This is a genomic window from Rhodococcus oxybenzonivorans, from assembly GCF_003130705.1.
Classification (GTDB): Bacteria; Actinomycetota; Actinomycetes; order Mycobacteriales; family Mycobacteriaceae; genus Rhodococcus_F; species Rhodococcus_F oxybenzonivorans.
This window is the reverse complement of record NZ_CP021354.1, coordinates 5,584,291-5,602,810: the sequence shown is the minus strand read 5'-3', so window position 1 is coordinate 5,602,810 and position 18,520 is coordinate 5,584,291. Positions and strand designations below refer to the sequence as shown.

Here is an 18,520-nt window from a genome sequence, read left to right as displayed (position 1 = left end):
CTGCCGCCCTCGAGTTGCTGTGCGGGGAGGCACTTCTCGTCAAGGCATCGGGAGTTTCACGGACAGAATGGGCTGCGATCGACGAGGACTAACCCTGTGTGCCGGCCGTCAAAGCCGGATCAGATTTCTGGACATGAAGGCTGGACGCGCTCACGCGTCGACCGTCGTCGGTGACGAACGCCAGGGACACGGCCTCGCCAGTGGTCTCGTCGGTGTACTCGGGGGAGGTGCTACCCGGACGCGGCAGATGGTCGCGACCGAACTGGCCCAGTGCCCCGATAACGACGTGCAACTGCTTGCCCTTCTCGGTCAGAACGTACTCCTGACGTTCCCGCGACCCTTCCTGACGATAGGCGCGGCGTTCGAGGATTCCTTCGTCGACGAGCATCGCCAACCGTGCGGTGAGCACATCGGACGCCACCCCGAGACTGCGGGTGAACTCCGAGAACCGACTGTGGCCCCAGAAGGCGTCGCGGACGATGAGCAGCGTCCATTTGTCCCCCAGGACTGCGAGGGTGCGCGCGATGGAGCAACGGGCAGGGGTGGCCGGCGAGGGATTCATGCGACGAGGATAGTCCTCACTGGCTTGGTGCGTCCAAGTCAGCGGCTCCGCCGCCCGTGAGTGGTTAACGAGTCCCTGCACTCGCTAACCACGCACGGGCGCGCAGCGCCTCAGGCCCGAATCCCCGTGACGACGGCGTCGAGGAACTCGTCCGCGATATCCTCGGGTGTCTCGGCGCCCGCGGGGGTGATCCAGAGGTAGCTGTAGTTGAACATGCCCAGCAGGCCCTTGACCATCAGCCGCGGGAGAGCACGGAACTGGCCGTCGCGGATGCCCTGCTCCAGCGCGTTCCGCCAATGGGATTCGTACCGTTCACGTTCGGCGATGATGCGATCGCGACGCTCGTCCGTCAGGGCGTGGTACTCGCGGAAGAACACCGTCCACTCCGCACGGTGGTCGGCGATGTTCCGCATGAGCGCCCGTGCGAGGCCACGCAGCCGTTTCTCCGGGTCGGCCTCGGACAGCGCGAGTTCGTCGGCGACCGTGTTCATCTGCGCGAGTTGCCGGCTGCTGATCTCGTAGAGGATTGCCTCCTTGCTGCCGATGTAGTGATACAGCGCGCCCCGGCCCAGCCCGGTGGCCTCACCGATCTCGGCGACCCCGGTGCCGTGGTAGCCCGACTTCGCGAACAATTCGGCGGCCACCTGCAGGACTCGGTCCCGGTTGGCGTCGTACTTGTCGCTCATCGAAGGGCCCCTTTGTCTCCCGGCGGTCGAAGATGTGAGTCTAGACGGCCCAGATCACGGGTTCGGCGCGGCCAGCCCGGTGATCAGGGCGTCGAGAAAGCCGTCGGCGATCTCCTCAGGGGTGCGGGCGCCGTCGGCGGTGAGCCAGAGGTAGCTGTAGTTGAACATGCCGAGCACACCCTTGATCATCAACGGCGGCAGCAGGGTGAACACCCCGTCCCGGACGCCCTGGTCGAACGCATGCCGCCAATGCGATTCGTACCGTTCGCGCGCCGCGACGACCCGCGCACGCCGATCACCGGTCAGGGCGTGGTACTCGCGGAAGAACACCGTCCACTCCGCGCGGTGCTCGGCGATGTTGCGGAGCAGGGCCCGTGCCAGACCGCGGAGGCGGCGCTCCGGATCCGGTTCGGTCAGGGCGAGTTCGTCGGCCACGTCGTTCATCTGCGCGAGTTGCCGGCTGCTGATCGCGAACAGCACCTCCTCCTTGCTGCCGATGTAGTGGTACAGGGCCCCGCGGCCGAGCCCCACCGCCGTGCCCAGGTCGGCGATCCCGGTGCCGTGGTAGCCCGACCTCGCGAACAACTCGGCGGACACGCGCAGAATTTCTGCGCGGTTGAGGTCGTACTTGGTGCTCATCGAATCACCGTTCGACGTGCACGATCAGGGCCTGCCCCTGGCCGCCGCCCCCGCACAGCGCCGCTGCGCCGACGCCACCGCCGCGGCGGCGCAGTTCGAGCGCGAGGTGCAGGACGATCCGTGCCCCGGACACACCGATCGGGTGGCCGAGCGCGATCGCGCCGCCGTTGACGTTCACCCGGTCCGCGTCGAGACCGAGGCGTTCGGACGAAACGAGTGTGACCGCGGCGAACGCCTCGTTGATCTCGACGAGATCGAGTTCGCGGGGCGCGATCCCTTCGCGTCGGCACGCGGCCTGGATGGCGTTCGACGGCTGCTCGTGCAGACCCGAATCGGGTCCGGCGACCACGGCGCGTGATCCGATCTCGGCCAGCCACGACAGTCCGAGCCGGACAGCCGTCGACTTCCGCGTGACCACGACGGCGCAGGCACCGTCGGAGATCGGTGACGAGTTCCCTGCCGTCAGCGAGCCGCCTGCGGCGAAAGCCGGAGGCAGACCGGCGAGGTCCGCTGCCGTGGTGTCGGCCCGGATGCCCTCGTCGTGGCTCACGTCGGTCGACTCACCCCGCCCGGACCTGATCGGAACGGGAACGATCTCGGCCGCGAAGACGCCGTCCTTGCGCGCGCGTGCGGCCGCACGGTGCGAGCGAGCGGCCCACTCGTCCTGGGCATCCCGGGTGATCCCGTACTCGGAATTCCGCGACTCGGTCAGCGCCCCCATCGACGACCCGGTGAAGGCGTCCTGGAGCCCGTCGAACGCGAGGTGGTCGATCAGTACCGTGTCGCCGTACTTGTGCCCGCGACGGCTGTTCGTCAGGAGGTGCGGCGCCGTGCTCATCGACTCCTGGCCGCCGGCGACCACGATGTCCGCGTCGCCGGCGACGATCATCTGGTGCGCCAGCGTTATCGCGTCGATTCCGGAGAGGCACATCCGGTTGATGTTCAGTGCCGGTGTCGTCATGGGGATTCCGGCGGCCGCCGCCGCGACGCGCGCCGGCAGCTGTCCGCTGCCTGCCGTGAGCACCTGACCCATGACGACGTGGTCGACGGCGCGTGCGTCGACACCGGCGGATTCCAGCGCACCGCCGATCGCGTGGCTACCGAGTTCCTGGGCGCTCAGGCTCGACAGCGATCCCATGAAGCGTCCGAACGGGGTTCGTGCCCCCGCGACGAGGACGGTGGGGTCGTGGTCGGTCATTGTTCGTCTCCTTCGCGAGCGTGGTGCCGCCCTGCGGCCGTTCCGGCCGCAGGGCGGTTGATGTCAGTTGGTACGCGACGTCTCGAAGGCGTCGGAGAACGCGTACCCGTCGAGCAGGCGTCCCGCGGTGACCAGGTACTGGATCGTCGGGGTGCCCTCCTCGAGCCAGTTGAGGCGGGCATCCCGGTAGAGGCGCTCGATCGGGTGCGCGCGCGTGTATCCGATTCCGCCGTGGATGAGCAGAGCCCGGTCGGTCACCCGGCCGACGGCCTCGAGGCCGAACAGCTTGCACATGCTGGCCTCAGCGGGAATCCGTTCGCCGGCATCCCACTTCTGTGCTGCGTCGGCGAGGATCCCGCGCAGGGCGTAGACGTCGGTGGCCATTTCCGCCAGGTAGCGCTGGATGGCCTGCCGTGTGCCGATCGGCTTGCCGAATGTGACACGGCTCTTCGCGTGGGCGATCGACAGTTCGAGGGCGCGCTCGGACGTGCCGAGGGAGCTTGCGGCGATGAACACCCGGCTGATCTCCAGTGCGCGTTCGAGGTGCTCGTTTCCCTGCCCCTCCACGCCGACGAGGGCGGTGGCGGGCACCCGGACGGAATCGAGGGTGACGCGTCCGTGCTCGGTGCCCTTGCATCCCATCGTCTCGGGAAGCGCTGCGATCGAGAGACCGTCGGTCTCACGGGGAACGAGAAACGCGGAGACGTCGGTCGCGGTCGTCTTCGCGAAGACGATGAAGTGAGACGCGATGTCGGAGTTGGTGATCAACCACTTCTCGCCGTTCAGGATGTAGTCGCCACCCTCGCGCACCGCGGTCGACCCGAGGTCGGCGCCCGTCCCGAAGCCCGGTTCCGTCAGCGCGAACGCGACCGAGTTCCGGCCCGTGGCCGTGCTCGGCAGGACATCCGCCTTCTGTCGGTCGCTGCCGATCTCGGAGAGCGCGTGGGCGAAGGAGTTGTGCACGTGGACGATGACCCGGAGCCCGCCCTGTACTTTGGCAAATTCGGCGATGATCGGCAGGTACTGGGCGATCGAGAGGCCGCTGCCGCCGTACTCGCGGGGGACGAGCAGGCCGAGCGCGCCGATCCGGTCGAGGATGGGCATGACGATGTCGTGCGGAACCTGCTCGGCGTCCTCGATTTGCTGTTCCAGCGGATCGAGTTCGGACCAGATCGCTTCGAAAATGCGGTCCCGGAGCGCCCGGTACTCCGAGTCCGGAATGCCGACCGAATGCGTGAGTGTCGCGGTCATGATGTTGTGTCCCTTCGTTGTTTGTCGTTGCGGTCGTGGTGTGTCACAGCGCCCAGCCACCGTCGACGGTGAGGACGGAGCCTGTGCAGAATGTGGCGTCTTCGCTGAGGAAGACTGCGGCCTTCGCGATTTCCTCGACGGTGCCGAATCGGCCGAGGACGGTTTCTCGTTCTATGCGCCTGCGTGCGGAGACGGGCACCGCGTCGGTCATGTCGGTGGTGACGAAGCCGGGGGCCAGCACGTTGACCCGGATGCCGTCACGTGCGACTTCCTTGGCGAGTGAGCGACCGAAGCCGATCATCGCGGACTTCGCACCCGCGTACGCGGTGTCGCCGGCGTGACCGATCAGGCCGACGACCGACGACACCAGCACGATGCTCGGTGACGTGCCGTGCACGAGGTGGGGTAGCGCCGCCCGCGCGAGGGCGACGGTGCCGCGGAGGTTCGTCTCTATCACGCTCCACCAGGCGTCCGGGTCCGTCTCGACGAGCCGCCCGCCCGACCACTGGCCCGCGTTTAGGACGAGCGAATCGAGGTGTCCCCAGTGGGAGACGACGCGCTCCACCGCCGTGAGCGCCGTGGTGTCGTCGTGCAGGTCGAAGCGGATCGGAAGTACCTGTTCGGGAGCGTCCGCTGCGAGTTTCTCGGCGTCCTCACGTCTCGTCCGGTACGTGCAGCCCACCCGGCAGCCGCGCTGCGTCAGGGCCGTGGTGACGGCGGCCCCGATGCCGCGGGACCCGCCGGAGACCAGCGCGACGCGGGCGGCGTCGTGATCGTTCTCGTTCATGCCCAGAAATGTACTGATCGATCCAAAAATAGTCCAGCGTGTGCGTAGAAGTCGATCTGAACGCAGCATACCTGGATATTTAGGCGGGTTTACGACTTGGATCGATCGGTACAAGAATGCTTGCGGTCGACGTCCGGGATGTGCTAGACCTGTGATCGTGGCCACACGGGGCGACGGCGCGGACGATGTCCGATCGGCGAATCCCGGACGAGGCCCGACGGCCCGATCACAAGCGCGGTGGCACCGGATCGACACGGCAGCCACACGCCCCACATCAGCAGCGATGGGAGATTCGATATGAGAGTCATCGACGACCTGGAGGTCACTCGGGTCAAACCCCAGAAGGTTGCCTTCGCGTCCTTCGTCGGAACGGCAATCGAGTGGTACGACTTCTTCATCTTCGGGACCGCGGCCGCCCTGGTATTCGGGAAGGCGTTCTTTCCGTCGCTGAGTCCGCTGTCGGGAACGCTGGCAGCCTTCGCGACATTCGGTGTCGCGTTCGTGTCGCGTCCCGCAGGCGCGATCGTCTTCGGGCATTTCGGAGACCGGATCGGCCGCAAGAAGATGCTGGTGTTCTCCTTGGTGCTGATGGGGTCGTCGACGGTCGCGATCGGACTCATTCCCACGTACGGAGCGATCGGCCTCGCGGCGCCCGTGCTCCTCGTCGTCGCGCGCCTGGCGCAGGGCTTCGCGGTCGGCGGCGAATGGGGCGGTGCGGTGCTGATGGCAGTCGAACACGCACCGCGCGAGAAGCGGGCGTTCTATGGCAGCTGGCCGCAGGCAGGTGTACCTGCCGGACTCGTTCTCGCGACGCTCGCATTCCTCCTGGTCGAGCAGCTTCCGGAGGACCAGGTACAGGCGTGGGGATGGCGGCTTCCGTTCCTGGCCAGTGCCGGGTTGGTCGCGGTCGGCATGTACGTGCGACTGAAGGTCGTCGAATCGCCGGAGTTCGAGAACGTCAAGCGCAACAAGAAGATTGCCGACTTCCCGATCCTCGCGGTCCTGCGGGGTGAGAAGCGCGCGCTGGGCGTCGGGATTCTCACCCAGGCCGCCTCCCTCGTGCCGTTCTACCTTGTCACCGTCTTCGTTCTGTCGTACGGTCCGAAGGATCTCGGCATCTCGCGGCAGACGATTCTGTTGAGCATCCTCGTCGCGTGTGTCCTCGACATCCTGTCGGTGCCCTACGCGTCGATGATCGCGGACCGGATCGGAGCACGGAAGATGTTGATCTACGGGTCCCTCTACATGGCCGCGATCGCGTATCCGTTCTTCTGGTTGCTGTCGACCGGTGTGGGTCTCGCCGTCCTGCTGGCGATGATTCTGATCATCACCATCGGTCACGCCGTCACCTATTCCGCGGTGGCCGGATACGTCACCGGTCTGTTCCCGGCCGAAGTCCGGTACACCGGCGCGTCCGTCGCCTATCAGTTCGGTGGTGTCGTGTTCAGTGCTCCCGCTCCGTTCATCGCGGTGGCGATCGCTGCCGAGACGGACGGTTCGTGGGCCCTGGCCGCGTACATCGCCGCGGCGTGCGCCATCACGGTCCTGGTCCTGACCCTGACGAAAACTGCAAAGGTGAATCACTGATGTCTTTCGACAGACTCGCAACGTCCGCACTCGCCGGTGCCTGGCAGGACATCGAATCCCTGCTGGACCGCGACCCGTTCGGTGGCGACTTCAACACGGCCCACGAAATCTGCACCCGCTATGCGGCCGACCCGAATCGGGTGGCGCTGACGGTCCGGCACGAGGACGGCTCGGCCGATCGCTGGACGTACCGCGAACTCGACAGGCTCGCCGCCAAGGCGGCACGGGTGTTCGCACGCGCGGGACTGAAGCGGGGAGATCGCGTCGGCGGACTGCTCTCGCGACAGGTCGAGAGTTGGATCACCGCACTGGCGGCGTGGCGCTCCGGGCTGGTGTACGTGCCGCTGTTCGGCGGGTTCGCCCCGGACGCGATCGGCCTGCGCCTCGACGCGGCGGGAGTCCGCGCGGTCGTGGTCGATCAGCGGTACCGGCCGGCCCTCGCGCAGGCGCAGGCGACCCACGGACTCGATCCCGCCGTGTTCGTCGTCGGCGACGTCGCGGCCGGCACGGACGACAGGTCTTTCTGGACCGAGGTCGACCGGGCCGACGCCGACGGCCCGCTCGCGACCACGGCGCTCGGGGACACCGCCACCCTGCTGTTCACCAGCGGAACATCCGGAACACCGAAGGCGTGCACCATGACCCACGCCACCTTCGTCTCGGTCATGCCCTACGCGAAGTGCGTTCTCGGGGCGACCCGCGACAGCGTCGTCTTTTCGACGTCGGACCCGGCGTGGGCGTTCGGGCTGTACAGCACCGGTGCCGCCGTCATGGCGCTGGGCGTGCCGCGCGTCATGTACTCCGGGAAGTTCGTCCCCGAGGCCTGGCATCGCGTCATCCGGGAAGAGAAGGCCACGATCCTCACTACCGCGCCGGCTGCCCTGCGACGACTGACGGACACCTTCGCACAGGACGGGGTGCCGCCGACGCTCCGCACCGTCGCCGCTGCCGGTGAACCGCTCACCGCAGCGGTCGCCGCGGCCTGGGCCGGCACCGGTGCCCCCGCCGTGCGCAACGGGTACGGACTGTCCGAGGTCGGCATGCTCCTGGGCGACACCCAGGGCACCGAAACGAGGTCCGGCCCGGGCTGGATGTCCGCCACGATTCCGGGGTTCGACACCTTCCTCGCGGACCGGGACGGGCAACCGGTGGCCGACGGCCAACCGGGTTTGATCGCGGTGCGGCGGCCCCGGCACCAGATGTCCAGCGGCTACGAGAACACCCCCGACCTGTGGGCCGACCGCTGGCGCGGCGACGTATTCCTCACCGAGGACCGAGCAGTCACGGACCCCGGGGGACGGTGGCAGATACTGGGCCGGGACGACGACATGATCATCGCGTCGGGGCACAACATCAGCCCGGTCGAGGTCGAGAACGCGCTGTTGCAGCACCCGGCGGTCGCCGACGCCGCGGCAGTCGCGTACGACGATCCGATCCGCGGTGGAGTGGTCCGGGCCGTCGTCGTCCGCGCGGACGCCCGGGCTGACGACGGCGATCTTGTCACGCAACTCACACACCTCGTCGCGCAGCGCGTCGGACCCTACGCGGCACCCAAAGTCGTCGACTTCCGGTCCGACCTCCCGCGCACCGAAGTCGGCAAGCTGCGCCGGGCGGCCGTCCGCGAACTCCCGATCACATGAGCGGGGGCAACCGCATGCGCGCACTGATGGTCACCGCGCTCGACGGTCCCCGGGCGCTCGCCCCCGTCGAGGTCGACGAACCCGTCGCGGACGAATCCGCGATCCTCGTCGAGGTTCATGCGGTCGGGGTGTCATTCCCGGATCTGCTTCTCACCCAGGGCCGGTACCAGTACAAGCCGGAACTGCCCTTCGTCCCCGGCGGCGAAGTCGCCGGGATCGTGCGGTCAGCACCCGATGGCAGCGGATATTCTCCGGGCGACCGGGTCGTCGGATTGACCGGTGTGGGCGGCGCGATGGCCGAAGTGGTCGCACTGCCGCCGGAGACGACGTTCCCTCTCCCCGACACAATTTCGATGGCCGCGGGCGCCGCCCTCCTGTTCAACTACCTCACCGTGCATTTCGCGCTGGTACATCGTGGACGCCTCGAGAAGGGGGAGTCGGTGCTCGTCCACGGCGCGGCCGGAGGCATCGGCACCGCCGCGATGACACTGGCGCCCCACCTCGGCGCGTCGCGGACCATCGCCGTCGTCAGCAGTGAGGAGAAGGCGCAGTACGTGCGGAGCCTCGGCGCCTCCGACATCGCGGCCACCGGGAACTGGCGGGACCAGGTCCTCGCGATCACCGACGGCCGCGGGGTCGACGTCGTGGTCGACCCCGTCGGCGGCGACCGCTTCACCGACAGCGTCCGATCACTGGCCACGGGCGGGAGGATTCTCGTGATGGGCTTCACCGGCCGGGACATCCCCTCGGTGAAAGCGAACCGACTGCTCCTCAAGAACGCATCCGCAGTCGGAGTCGCGTGGGGCTCGTGGTGGGCCGAGGACCCCCGACGACTGTCGGCGCAGTGGAGCGAATTGTGTCCCTTGCTCGCATCGGGCGCGTTGACGATTCCGGAGCCGAACCGGTACCCGTTCGAGGCGGCGGCCGAGGCCCTGCTCGATCTCGAACACCGCCGAACCGTCGGGAAGAGTGTCCTGACCCTCCGGTGAGGCGGCTCCGCCGCCCGTGAGTGGTTAACGAGTCCCTGCACTCGTCAACCACTCACTGGCCGTAGGCCTGGGGTTTGATTTGAGAAAGCTACCGGTCCTGATTCACATTCGGCCCGAAAGACCCTGCGGCTGAGCCCACACAGGCGGCCCTCGGTGCTGCCTCCGGTTAGGAAAACACCTCGTCCTTGTAATACCGATCTGGGATGTCTGGAAATAGTCGGTATGGTCTCCGCCATCGACGGCGGACGAACCATGAACTGAAGGGCTGACGGTTGACCGCTGATCGGGAATCCTGGTTCCGGCTGATCCGGCGGCGCCTTACCGTGGCCGCAGGAACGCGCCGACCGACCAGGAGATCCCATCATGGCAGTTCGACCCACCCTGCATCCCGAAGTTGCAGCGATGCTCGCCACCCTCGATGCGGGGTTTCCGGACATCACGGCGGTGCCGCCCACCGAACTGCGTGAGCTGATCCGCGATCGGCGCGCACCCTTGCAACACCTACCGGACATGCGTGAGGTCACCGATCTCACCATCGAGACTGCCGACGGCAACCTCGCGCTACGGATTTTCCGGCCGCACTGCGGCGATCCGGAACTGCCTGTGGTGGTGTTCGCCCACGGTGGCGGATTCGTGTTCTGCGACCTCGACAGTCACGACGAATTGTGCCGCTCCATGGCGCAAGGCGCCGGCGTGGTCGTGGTGTCGGTCGACTACCGGTTGGCCCCCGAGCATGCCGGCCCGGCCGCGCACGACGACGTCTACGCCGCCCTGGAGTGGACCTCGAAGAACGCCGCCGAATACGGCGGTGACCCCACCCGGATCGCACTGGCGGGCGACAGCGCCGGAGGTAACCTCGCCGCGACGGTCGCGATTGCGGCCCGCGACCGGGGTGGCCCGGCCGTCGCCGCGCAGGTGCTGCTGTATCCGGTGATCGACGACGACTTCGGCACCGAGTCGTACCGCCTGTACGGGACCGGGTACTACAACACCACCAAGGCGATGAAGTGGTACTGGCAGCAGTATGCGCCGAACGGGACCGAGGATGTGCGTCTCGTTCCCACCCGGGCGGAGACACTGGCCGGTCTGCCGCCGGCGGTCGTGATTACTGCCGAACTCGATCCGCCGTGCTCATCGGGTGACGCGTACGCGGCGCGCCTCACCGCGGACGGTGTCCGAGTCCGTCACCATCGGTTCGACGGACTCTTCCACGGATTCCTGACCTTCCCTTCGCTCTCGCTCACCGCGCCGGCACGCGAACAGATCTGGGAAATGATGCGCGACGTACTCGATAACGCATAGCACCTGCGCTACCTGTGGTGCGGTCGGCCGGTCACCGGTCCGGCCGCCCCACATCAATTTTCGAGGGAATTACCGGTCGGGGATGACGAGGTCGTCGAGTTCACAGAAGGTATGGCACACCCGGTCTCGGACAATGATGTCGGTGCACTCGGGGTCGAACCACCGGTCCACGACGCTCCAGTGGATCGGATGATCCAGGTATTGACCCGTCACGGCACCATGGTCGGTGAACTCCTGCTCGAACACGTGAGTCCACCGCTGCCGACCCAGGGCGGCGTCGACTCTGCTGAGCTGCCACGCCGTGATCGACGAAATATGTTCGGGCATCCGGAGCAGGTCCCGCTCGAACCGTTGGACGACGGAGTCCGGTGTACCCGACTCCACACGGAGCAGCAGTGCGCGGTACAGGCGGCTCGAATGCTGTCCGGGTCCCCGACCGCCGAGTCCGGGGTAGTACTCGACCCCGTCGACTCTGTCGGCAATCGGCTGGGACAGTGCGGAGTCGATGTCGTCCGCGCGGTTCCGCCAGCTGGCGGTGTCGGTGAGCTGAAGATGCACGATCAGGTCGCCGCCATTGATGACCCCCGGCAAAGTCGGGGCGATGAGTAACCGTTTCACGCCGACGGCAAGGATGGCGTGACGCGCATTGTTCACGTACTCGTCCCGCGCAATGGCATCGGCTGCCTCGGTGAAGTGAACGACCCTCGTGACGTTATACATCGCACACACCGTCGACGTCCTCGGCCGCTGCCGCCATGGAACGGGTTCGGTCGAGGATCATCGGGTCCATCCGCGACCACCACCGGCCGAGCTCTGGGTCGGGGCGGCCCCGCCGGGTCATGTCCCACCAGGCGTCGACCCCGTCGACCACCCACGTGATCGTGATGGTGTTGGGCTCGTCCGCCCACCAGATCGGGGGGCTGACGAGAATTCGATCCAGGGTCATTCCGCGTATCCGTCCCCCTGGTACATACTCGGTGACGTACGCGTCGACGAACTCCCGGGCACGTCCGGGTTTTGTGACCACGCGATCGACCACGTATACCTTCTCGCCTACCATGGCCTGAACGTAACGGTACTCGAGCCGTTGGAGCACAGGCTCTCCCTCTTGGCGGGAGAGGTGCGGTTCCGGTGAGACGGGCGCGAACGTCATCGAGGACCTGTATCCGGCGTGGGAAACCCTCACTGCGCGAGGGACGTTCGGCGATCCTCACTGCTGGTACACCCGGAGCCGGCAAGAGCACTTTGCTCCGCGACCACATTCCCGACCTGGATGGATACCGCAGCCCCGACGCAGACGTGGTCAAGGATCACCTGATCGAACAAGCACTCAGCGACGGCGATTATGCGGAACTACTCGGCACCGAACTCGCGGAGGGAGCCCCGCTGGCGCCGCGGGAGCTGACAGCGCTGGTCCACGACGAATCCACCGCCCTGATCGATCAGATCCGACGGCTCTGTTTGGACCGCGGCGAGAACGTTCTGATCGAGGGAACACTCCGGTGGCCAGGACAGGGCCCGAAGGTATACGAGGAACTCGTCCGCGCCCAATACACCTCGCAATGCGCCCGCAACGCCCAAGCACTCGCCGAGACAGCACGCAACCGAGAAGGCGTGACGGTGGTGCAACTCGAGCTGTTCCGCCGCGGTACCGCCGGAGGCTTCGAAGTCTTCGAGTAAGTCGCCGAAGAGGTTGGGCCGGGCGTCGGTCTGCGACCTCTGGATCGCGACGTGAGTCGTCCTGCCCCGCAAGGGCCCGGCGGACCTGTCGGCCCCTTCACGGAGGTACAAGAAGTGGATATCTTCGTGCCCCCAATGGTGCAGCACTACGGTTGTTCCGGTTCTTCACGTTTGACGCCGTCATCAGGGTTCGGCTCCGATCGCATCGCCCCGTTGTCCTTAGCCCAGAAGAACCCGAAGATCCCCAGCTCGAAGAGCCTACCCAGGCATATCCGCCCGATTCTCGGCGAGTACTACCGCAACGCCCGGCTGACGGGCGGCGGTGTCATCGCGTCCCGCCGCGGCCAGGTCAATGCCCTTGAGGTATGGATGAGTGAAGGGCGACCCGTAGGACAATCGTGCCCACTGGGGGTATGGAAGCGCCCTTCTCCATCCAGTTCGAGTATCAGCTTCCAGGAAGGGACTGGAACATCGTGAAGCTGGTCACGACATGCAGGTACTCGGGCCAACGGAGTATCGAGGCCTTGCACCTAGGTTCCCCAGTTCAGCCGGGAACGCCGGCCCGGGGAGATCGGTCCTCCACGGCGACTGGGCTTCACGCGCCCGCTAACCGAGGCGCAACTGCTGGCTCCGAGATCGCGAGGTCACCGTGTCGGCGACAGTCGCCGCCCAGCTATCACCGATTTGGCGATTCCGGCGCGCGCCGTTGTGCCACCCAGGTCGCGATCTGAGTGCGGGAGTTGAACCCAAGTTTCCCGAAGATGTGCTCCACGTGTACGTCGACGGTGCGTCGGGAGATGACCAGCTTGGCCGCCACGTCCTTGCTCGACATTCCCTGCGCCACCAGGTCCGCGACCTCGCGCTCTCGAGGTGTCAACAAGCTGTCGGCCTGTCGGGGCTCGACGGGGGAGACGCGGCGCTCCCGGAGCGCGAAGGTCAGCATGTCCTCGACGGTGAGCTGGCCTCCGCGGGCAAACGCGGTGTCGAAGCCAGTATTGCCCATCGCCTGCCGAGCCATGTTCTCGAACTGTTCGCGTCGCGCGAGCAGGTGTTTCGCTCCGAATAGAGGGACCCCAACGGTCTGCCAGACCTGGTCCGACGCGCCCAGGAGCACCGCGGCCCGCTCGCAGTCGCTGCTCGCCGCGGCGGTCCAGGCGAGAACGTCCAGGATGAAGGCCAAGCCCAGACTGTCCTGGGTGAACCGCTTGAGCTGGAGCGCCTCACACAGATCGGCTTCGGCCTGCTCGAGCTCGCCCTGGAGGAGCCTCAAGAACCCCTTCGCCCACATGGCGTAGGACAACAGCCAACGCTCGCCGGCCTGCTCACATTGCGCGCAAGCCTCCTCGACCACATCGGCGGCTCTGTCAAGCTCGCCCGACAGCACGTAGGCCATGGTCAGCGCAGGCCGCACACTGTTGGGGTAGTCCGCAGGTACGTCGGCGCGCCCATATCGCTCGAGCGCTTCAACCAACAGTGGAATCGCAGCGCTCGGGTCGCTGCCCAGTGCGCGCAGACCGCGCATATGGGCGGCGTAAGCCAAGCCTTTTGGCTCGTCGAGTTGCACCGCAAGCTCTTGGACGGCGTCAATCAACGCAGCCGCAGCAGCCTCATCGCCCTGGAAGACAGCGATGTCAGCGGCGGTGCCCAGCGCCCAAACCCGCTCGAGACTCGGTTCTTGATCCATTGCCAACGCCCGGTCAAGCCACAGGCGGCCTTCGGTCATGAAGCCGAGCGCAGCCCAGAGAAACCAGGGCAGGCCCGCCATCCGCAGTCCGACGCGCACCTCGTCCGGCCGCGCGAGGCAGAACTCGAGCGCCGAGCGCACGTTCGGATGCTCCACACGGAGCAAGGCCGCCCACTCCTCCTGACCCGGACCGAACCAGTCCGCGGCAGCCTTCTCGATCAGCCGCCAGTACCAATCCCGGTGCCTGCGCTGCACCTTCGCTTCAAAGCCGGACTCTCGTAGTCGGGCCTGGCCGTACTCCCGGATGGTCTCCAACATGTGGAACCTGACACGCCCGCCGTGCTCGCCTCGGATCAAGATCGATTTGTCGGTCAGCCCGGCCACCGTGTCGAGAAGGGCCTCCTCGGCAAGCAACTCGTCCGCGCAGACAGCCTCGAGCGCGTCAAGACCGAACCCCCCAGCGAACACTGATGCACGCGCCCACAGCGTCTGCTCCGTTGGCGTGCAAAGCTCGTAGCTCCAGTCGATCAGTGCCTGAAGAGTCTGATGCCGCTCCGGCAAGTTACGACTGCCCTCGCGAAGCAATTCGAACCGACTATCCAGCCGATGCGCGAGCTCCTCGACCGTGAGCACGCGCAACCGTACTGCTGCCAGTTCGATCGCCAAGGGGATCCCCTCCAGCCGCTGGCAGAGCTGGATGACCGTGTGTTCATTGTCAGGGGTGATCTCGAACCCGGGAACGACCGCAGCCCCCCGGGCGGCGAATAGGTTGACAGCCGCGAACTGCGTCGCCGAGCCGGGAGTGAGACGGACATCGACGTCGGGCACCGGCAGCGTCGGAACCGGGTACACATGCTCACCGGCGATCATCAGCGCTTGTCGGCTCGTGGCGAGGATCCGCAGTTTCGGCGCCGCCCGGAGCAGCCGGTCCACCAGGTCCGCGGCTGCCTCGAGTATGTGCTCGCAGTTGTCGAGGACTATCAAGGTGTGTCGGGGGCGCAAGTAGTCGGTGAGGACCAACGGGGCGGGGGCTGACTGCTCGCGAATCCCGAGTGCATCTATCAGCGTGTGCGGCAGCAGGTCTGGGTCCTTCAGGGACGCCAGTTCGACCAGGCAAACCCCATCCGGGAAGGCGCGGCGGATATCGCGGGCAACCCGCAGTGCGAGGCGGGTTTTGCCGACCCCGCCTACCCCGGTCAACGTGACGAGCCGGTCGGCGGAGAGAAGCTTTCGGACAGTCTGGGTCTCGGATCGACGGCCTACGAAACTCGTCAGATCCGCGGGCAGGTTGTCCGGCTGGTTCGCCGACCGTGAAGCCATGGTCCGACCAGACTAACCCTCACGTCCGACCGGGAGTGGTCGGGCCGGAGCGCGAATAGGTAATGGGATACGTCTTTCACACGATGCGCCCCGTGGTGGTCCACAGGCAGGCTGTACAGGCACATCAAACCTAGTCCACCGCTTTGGGAGGCCCCGATGACCGCGACCGCAGCCACCGAAATCGAAGTCCTCGACTTCGAGCCGGCCGGGCCTGGGGCCCGCTGGGAGACTGCGGTCCGCGATGTCTCGGGGCCGATGACGGTGCAACACCGCAAGAGGCGGGGCAATGCCACTCGCTTGCGTTCGCGAGACGTCGGCGACCTCCAGCTCGCGGACTGGGACTGCCCGCCCCTGCAGAGCGTGCTGTCGCTGGGTAAAGATCGTGACGCTGAGCGCGATGTCGTCGTGGTCGTGGCAGGTGACTGGGGCGACGAGCGACTTTCCTTCGCGGGCACGGATGCCGCGCTGGTGAACGGGACAGTGGTCGTGGTGACCGGCGGTTACGACGGTGACGGCTTCTCGGTGCCGGAGCGGGTCAGGAAACGCACGCTGACCCTGCCGCGGGCCGCGCTGCTGGCAGCTGGTTGCGACGCGAACATTCCTGGCTGCCTCGTGCTCGAGCAGGACCGGCCGCTGGTTGGCGTCCTGCTCAGGGTCCTTGACGAGGCGTGGAGCCGGGTGCCAGGCATGAATACTTCAGAGGTCGAGGCAACCCGCGGGGCGCTGGTGGCACTGACTGCCGGCATCATCCGCGCAGAGACCGGCTCCGTCACAGGTCGATCGGCCTTGGCTGCTTTGCGCGCGCAGATTGACAACTGGATCACGCGCAATCTTCGTAGCGGTCCGATCCATATCGAGGATCTTGCGGCCGCCCACAACGTCTCGACACGAACCGTCCACCGGGCCTTCTCGCTGACCGGGGACACCATGACCGCGGTCGTGCGTGCACGGCGTATGGCCGCGGTCCGCGAGGAGCTTGTGAACTCCAACATGACCATCGCGACGATCGCTCACCGATGGTGCTACTACGACCCCAGCCATCTTCGCCGGGAGTTCCACCGCTGCTTCGGGGTCTCGCCGAGTGAGTATCGGGAAAGCCACGGCTGCTGATGCCCGTTCTGACTAGCAACGCGTGAAGAAGGGTGCAGATATGGAATTCGGAATGGACGCGACCGTGGAGGTGAGTTCGATCGGACCCGGGGACGTGGCCTGGTCGCCCTCGGCAGAACGGATCGCCGACGCCCGGATCAGTGACTTCATCGACTGGCTGCAGGCGACCGGCCGATTGGAGGCCGCCTCCTACCAGTCCTTGTGGGACTGGTCGGTGACCAGTCCGGAGGAATTCTGGGCGTCGATGAAGGACTACTTCGGGGTGTGTATGACCGGCGTTGGCCCGGTGCTGGCAACCCGGGAGATGCCCTTTGCCGAATGGTTTCCCGGCAGGCGGCTGAACTATGTGGACACGGTGCTGAGCCACGCCAAGTCGTCCCGCCCGGCGATCATCGACGACTCCGAACCTGGCGGGCCGGGGACGCGGACGGTTTCCTGGACCGAGCTCGCCCGCCAGGTGTCCGCGCTGGCGAACTGGCTGCGCGCTCGGGGGGTAGGCGAGGGCGACTCTGTGGTCGGATACCTCCCCAACATTGCCGAGGCGGTCATCGCCTTCCTCGCCACCGCGAGCGTCGGAGCGACCTGGTCGTGCTGCGGACAGGACTATCAACCGGAGGCGGTTGTCGACCGCCTCGGACAGCTCGCGCCGGTGGTCCTCGTCACGGCCGACGGCTACCGCTTCGGCGGACGCGAGGTCGACCGGCTCGCGGCCCTGCCAGCCCTGCAGGCCGGAATGCCGACGCTGCGTGAGGTGCTCGTCGTCGGCCGACTTCACTCGGGTACGAGTGTTCCCGCAGGCACCACGCCCTGGGTCGAGGCAGTCACAGGGGGTGGGCCGGCCATGACTCCCGCGCACGTGCGGTTCGACCACCCCCTCTGGGTGCTGTTCTCCTCGGGTACGACCGGGAAGCCGAAGGGGTTTGTTCACGGCCACGGTGGAGTTGTGCTCGAGCACCTCAAAGCCCTGGCTCTCCATCTCGACCTAGGTCCTTCCGACACGTACCTGTGGTACACCTCGCCGAGCTGGATGGTCTGGAACTCCCTCGTGAGCGGCCTCCTCGTCGGCGCGACGATCGTCTGCTACGACGGAAGTCCGTCGTACCCGACCGACGACGCGCTGTGGGCTCTCGCGGCCCGGCACGAGGTCACCGTGCTGGGCACGAGCCCGGCTTACCTCCAGGCCTGCGCCCGAGCGGGCCGGTCACCCGGCACCGACCACGATCTGCGTCGGCTGAGGACCCTTGGGGCCACCGGCTCCGTGGTCGCTCCCGAGCTGCACTTCTGGGTTGCCGATCACGTCGGCCGCGATGTGCCGCTCGCCTCGGTGACAGGGGGCACCGATGTCGCCAGCGGATTCGCGGGCTTCGTGCCGATCCTGCCGGTGCGGGCCGGGGAGATCACAGCCCCATACCTGGGCGTGGCCCTTGACTCGTGGGACGCCGACGGCCGAAGCCTGCGCGATGCCGTGGGCGAGCTGGTGGTCACCCAGCCGATGCCGTCCATGCCGACCAGATTCTGGAACGACAGCGACGGGGCCCGCTACCGAGAGACCTATTTCGAGAGCTACCCCGGGGTCTGGCGGCATGGTGACTGGGTCACCATCACCGAACGAAACACCGTGATCGTCCACGGACGCTCCGATTCCACGCTGAACCGTAACGGGATCCGGTTCGGTACCGCCGACATCTATCGCGTCGTCGAAGAACTCCCGGAGGTAGAGGAAGCCCTCGTCATCGGGGCGGAGCAGCAGAACGGCGAGTACTGGATGCCGCTGTTCGTCGCACTGTCCGATCACGCCGATCTCGATGACGCGCTCCGCGAGAGCATTGTCGGGCGGATCCGCGAGGCGGTCTCGCCCCGAGTCGTACCGGACGACGTGATCGTCGTCAGGGCGATCCCGCACACCCGAACGGGCAAGAAGCTCGAAGTCCCGGTCAAGCGCATCCTGCAAGGGAACGACGTCGCCGCGGTCGCCGAAGCACGATCGATCGACGACCCGTCCCTGCTGGAAACCTTCGCCCGCTACGCAGCCACTCGTGCTGCGAACTCACCATTGCAGGGCGCGTGAGAACCACGACCCGCTGG

Annotated in this window: 17 protein-coding genes; 8 read left to right on the top strand and 9 right to left on the bottom strand. The window is 66.8% G+C overall.

Features of this window, described 5'->3' with window-relative positions:
• Nucleotides 1-88: 88 nt before the first annotated feature.
• The 6 genes from CBI38_RS25980 to CBI38_RS25955 all read right to left on the bottom strand — a co-directional run bounded on the left by CBI38_RS25980 (nucleotide 89) and on the right by CBI38_RS25955 (nucleotide 5,123).
• Nucleotides 89-562 carry a winged helix-turn-helix transcriptional regulator gene (locus tag CBI38_RS25980; RefSeq protein ID WP_109333418.1) on the bottom strand — a complete coding sequence of 158 codons (474 nt, stop codon included), beginning with the start codon at nucleotides 560-562 and terminating at the stop codon, nucleotides 89-91.
• A 110-nt stretch (nucleotides 563-672) separates the two neighbouring features.
• Nucleotides 673-1,248 carry a TetR/AcrR family transcriptional regulator gene (locus CBI38_RS25975; RefSeq protein ID WP_109333416.1) on the bottom strand — a complete coding sequence of 192 codons (576 nt, stop codon included), beginning with the start codon at nucleotides 1,246-1,248 and terminating at the stop codon, nucleotides 673-675.
• 54 nt (nucleotides 1,249-1,302) lie between these two features.
• Complete coding sequence (locus tag CBI38_RS25970) at nucleotides 1,303-1,887, bottom strand: TetR/AcrR family transcriptional regulator (RefSeq protein WP_061040812.1); 585 nt, start codon at nucleotides 1,885-1,887, stop codon at nucleotides 1,303-1,305.
• Between the two features lie 4 nt (nucleotides 1,888-1,891).
• Nucleotides 1,892-3,085, bottom strand: coding sequence for an acetyl-CoA C-acetyltransferase (locus CBI38_RS25965; RefSeq protein WP_109333414.1), 1,194 nt, complete (start codon nucleotides 3,083-3,085; stop codon nucleotides 1,892-1,894).
• Nucleotides 3,086-3,148: 63 nt separating this feature from the next.
• Nucleotides 3,149-4,336 carry an acyl-CoA dehydrogenase family protein gene (locus CBI38_RS25960; RefSeq protein WP_109333412.1) on the bottom strand — a complete coding sequence of 396 codons (1,188 nt, stop codon included), beginning with the start codon at nucleotides 4,334-4,336 and terminating at the stop codon, nucleotides 3,149-3,151.
• A gap of 43 nt (nucleotides 4,337-4,379) precedes the next feature.
• Nucleotides 4,380-5,123: an SDR family NAD(P)-dependent oxidoreductase gene (locus CBI38_RS25955; protein WP_109333410.1), complete on the bottom strand. Its 744-nt coding sequence runs from the start codon at nucleotides 5,121-5,123 to the stop codon at nucleotides 4,380-4,382.
• Nucleotides 5,124-5,420: 297 nt separating this feature from the next.
• Between CBI38_RS25955 and CBI38_RS25950 the strand changes: the two genes are divergently transcribed.
• From CBI38_RS25950 to CBI38_RS25935, 4 genes are all read left to right on the top strand, one after another.
• Nucleotides 5,421-6,710, top strand: a complete 1,290-nt coding sequence (locus CBI38_RS25950; protein ID WP_109333408.1) for an MFS transporter — start codon at nucleotides 5,421-5,423, stop codon at nucleotides 6,708-6,710.
• On the top strand, nucleotides 6,710-8,350 hold the full coding sequence (locus CBI38_RS25945) for an AMP-binding protein (protein ID WP_109333406.1): 1,641 nt from the start codon (nucleotides 6,710-6,712) through the stop codon (nucleotides 8,348-8,350). The genes CBI38_RS25950 and CBI38_RS25945 overlap by 1 nt, the downstream gene beginning before the upstream one ends.
• A 14-nt stretch (nucleotides 8,351-8,364) precedes the next feature.
• Nucleotides 8,365-9,339 carry an NADPH:quinone oxidoreductase family protein gene (locus tag CBI38_RS25940; protein WP_109335366.1) on the top strand — a complete coding sequence of 325 codons (975 nt, stop codon included), beginning with the start codon at nucleotides 8,365-8,367 and terminating at the stop codon, nucleotides 9,337-9,339.
• Nucleotides 9,340-9,702: 363 nt separating this feature from the next.
• On the top strand, nucleotides 9,703-10,641 hold the full coding sequence (locus tag CBI38_RS25935) for an alpha/beta hydrolase (protein WP_109333404.1): 939 nt from the start codon (nucleotides 9,703-9,705) through the stop codon (nucleotides 10,639-10,641).
• A gap of 69 nt (nucleotides 10,642-10,710) precedes the next feature.
• On the opposite strand, the gene CBI38_RS25930 is transcribed toward CBI38_RS25935, so the two are convergent.
• Entirely contained in the window at nucleotides 10,711-11,361 is a 651-nt protein-coding gene (locus CBI38_RS25930; protein ID WP_109333402.1) for a Dabb family protein, read from the bottom strand.
• Entirely contained in the window at nucleotides 11,354-11,701 is a 348-nt protein-coding gene (locus CBI38_RS25925; RefSeq protein ID WP_109335365.1) for a hypothetical protein, read from the bottom strand. The genes CBI38_RS25930 and CBI38_RS25925 overlap by 8 nt, the downstream gene beginning before the upstream one ends.
• A gap of 71 nt (nucleotides 11,702-11,772) precedes the next feature.
• Here CBI38_RS25925 and CBI38_RS25920 point away from each other — a divergent pair, with 71 nt between their 5' ends.
• Nucleotides 11,773-12,321 (top strand): zeta toxin family protein, encoded by a 549-nt coding sequence (locus CBI38_RS25920; protein ID WP_257792459.1) that lies wholly within the window; start codon nucleotides 11,773-11,775, stop codon nucleotides 12,319-12,321.
• A 676-nt stretch (nucleotides 12,322-12,997) separates the two neighbouring features.
• Here the strand turns inward: CBI38_RS25920 and CBI38_RS25915 are convergent.
• On the bottom strand, nucleotides 12,998-14,938 hold the full coding sequence (locus tag CBI38_RS25915; protein WP_230989968.1) for an ATP-binding protein: 1,941 nt from the start codon (nucleotides 14,936-14,938) through the stop codon (nucleotides 12,998-13,000).
• A 135-nt stretch (nucleotides 14,939-15,073) separates the two neighbouring features.
• Between CBI38_RS25915 and CBI38_RS39365 the strand changes: the two genes are divergently transcribed.
• The 3 genes from CBI38_RS39365 to CBI38_RS25905 all read left to right on the top strand — a co-directional run bounded on the left by CBI38_RS39365 (nucleotide 15,074) and on the right by CBI38_RS25905 (nucleotide 18,503).
• Entirely contained in the window at nucleotides 15,074-15,319 is a 246-nt protein-coding gene (locus CBI38_RS39365; RefSeq protein WP_230989967.1) for a hypothetical protein, read from the top strand.
• A 162-nt stretch (nucleotides 15,320-15,481) separates the two neighbouring features.
• Nucleotides 15,482-16,435 (top strand): AraC family transcriptional regulator, encoded by a 954-nt coding sequence (locus tag CBI38_RS25910; RefSeq protein WP_109333397.1) that lies wholly within the window; start codon nucleotides 15,482-15,484, stop codon nucleotides 16,433-16,435.
• 40 nt (nucleotides 16,436-16,475) lie between these two features.
• Complete coding sequence (locus CBI38_RS25905) at nucleotides 16,476-18,503, top strand: acetoacetate--CoA ligase (RefSeq protein WP_109333395.1); 2,028 nt, start codon at nucleotides 16,476-16,478, stop codon at nucleotides 18,501-18,503.
• The last annotated feature ends 17 nt before the right edge of the window (nucleotides 18,504-18,520 follow it).